The sequence below is a fragment of the Protofrankia sp. CiP1_Cm_nod3 genome, assembly GCF_982290655.1.
The window spans coordinates 21538-23371 of the sequence record NZ_CEVIVD010000043.1; the positions used below are offsets into that span (position 1 = coordinate 21538).

1 protein-coding gene is annotated in these 1834 nt (G+C 68.8%); it reads right to left on the reverse strand.

All coding sequences use genetic code 11. The features are described from left to right. Positions 1–840: serine/threonine-protein kinase (locus AC5LUJ_RS10880; protein WP_493464874.1), on the reverse strand; the 840-nt coding region annotated here is incomplete at its 3' end. Between the last annotated feature and the right edge of the window lie 994 nt (positions 841–1834).

The following is a 1834-nucleotide window of genomic DNA, read 5'->3' on the forward strand; positions in this document are numbered from 1 at the left end:
ATGCAGCACGATCCCCGAACGAGCCAGCCAGCCCCAGCCGTAGGCCTCGGCGGCGGCCCGGGCCAGGTCCAGCGCGAAGGCCAGCGCGGACGGCGGACGAGCCACCGGATCGTTCGCCAACGCCCACATGATCACATCCGCCACCTGAACCGGCACGCCCGGCGGCGGTGGCGGGACCCGGTCGGGACGCTGCCGCAGGATGGAGGATGCCGGTGCGAACGGCGTCACCCCGGTCAGCAGCAGATAGAGCAGCACCCCGAGCGCGTACAGATCGGAGGCCGGCCCCAGCCGGCCCCCCTCGATCTGTTCGGGAGCCATGTACAACGGCGTCCCGGCCACCGCGCCGGCGGCGGCCGGCGGCCCACCCACCTGTTTCGCGAGCCCGAAATCGACCACTTTGAGCAGGCCCGTGGCGTCGAACAGAATGTTGTCGGGCTTGATGTCGCGATGCAGCACTCCGCGGGAATGCGCGCAGGTCAGGGCGGCGGCGATCGCCAGCCCTACCGCGCAGGCCTCCTCCGGGAGCATCCCCGCCCGGTGGCGGCGGGTCAGCGTCCCGCCGGCCAGCATCTCCATGACGAGCAGACGCAGTCCCCCGGTCTCGACATAGTCATAGACCCGGACCACATGCTGATGGTCCAGGGCGGCGAGAATCCGCGCCTCGGTGGCGAATCCCGCCACCGCCCGGCCGTACCCTCCGTCGAGTACCTTGACCGCGGCATCACGCTGGAGACGGCGGTGCCAGGCGGCGAACACCACCCCGAACGTGCCCGCGCCGATCTCGTCACCGAGATCGTAACCGGGTAGCGCCGCTGCCACCCGTGCCCGGTCAACAGTCATCGATCCGCAGTCATGATGCGGGCGTGCCCCCACGCCGACGTCCATCCCGAACCGTTACCAACGCCCCGTCCCGTCATCCCGGCAGGCCATAATCACCTGGGCCGTATCATCGTGTGAGTTACATCTCGCCTATCCCGACAATCACGCCTGACGACCATGCCCGGCGGCCACGGCGGTGATATCGGACGGCGCCCCGGCCGCCCGGTCAGCCGGCGGGCCCGCCGATCGCCGGGAAGAATCCGACCGCCGTCGGCCGTGCCCTGACGGGCAGCGGCGGCACCGCACATCAGCCCCCCCATTCGCTCCCGGTTCAGGGCGACCCGCGAGACAGGAAATCCCGGCCCGTCCGATGGTGAATTCGATGTCGGCGCCACGGGCGTCCGGGAGGCCGTCACAGCCCATCCTATTACCACTGCCAATGCATTGGCCGGTCATGGACACCTGGTATTCATACACCCGCAACAGAAGTGGGCGCGGCGAGGGGAACATCGCTCCGAGGCCCGACGGACCAGGCTGGCGCGTGGTACCGCCCGGAGGAAACAGCACGTGACACCGCCGGGAGGAAAGACGAGGTGGTCCGTGGGCCCGGCCGGGCGCCCAGGTAAACATTCAGCGAATAGCGATAAAAGAACCGTCCCCAGAAGACGGCCGGCCGGGCACGCTCGTGAAACCTGCGGTAGCGCACTGAAAGTCTTCAGGCCGCTACCCTCAGACATGTCGCGACAGGGCCGCGCAAAATGCGTCCCCGAACCGAACCGGGACCGGGACCGGGACCGGGACCGGGAACACCGGACGACATCCCGCTCAATCGCGAACCCATCGATTCACAACCTACAGCCACGGCCCTACACCCGAATGTGCGGTCGACATTGGCTGCCCAACAGCCACTTCCCGGCCCGAGGGCATGGCGTATAACGACGGTGGACACCTCGGCGGTGCGCCGGAGTTCCAGCAGTGAAGCGCACCGCGGCCTACCCGACCAAGACCGTTCGAC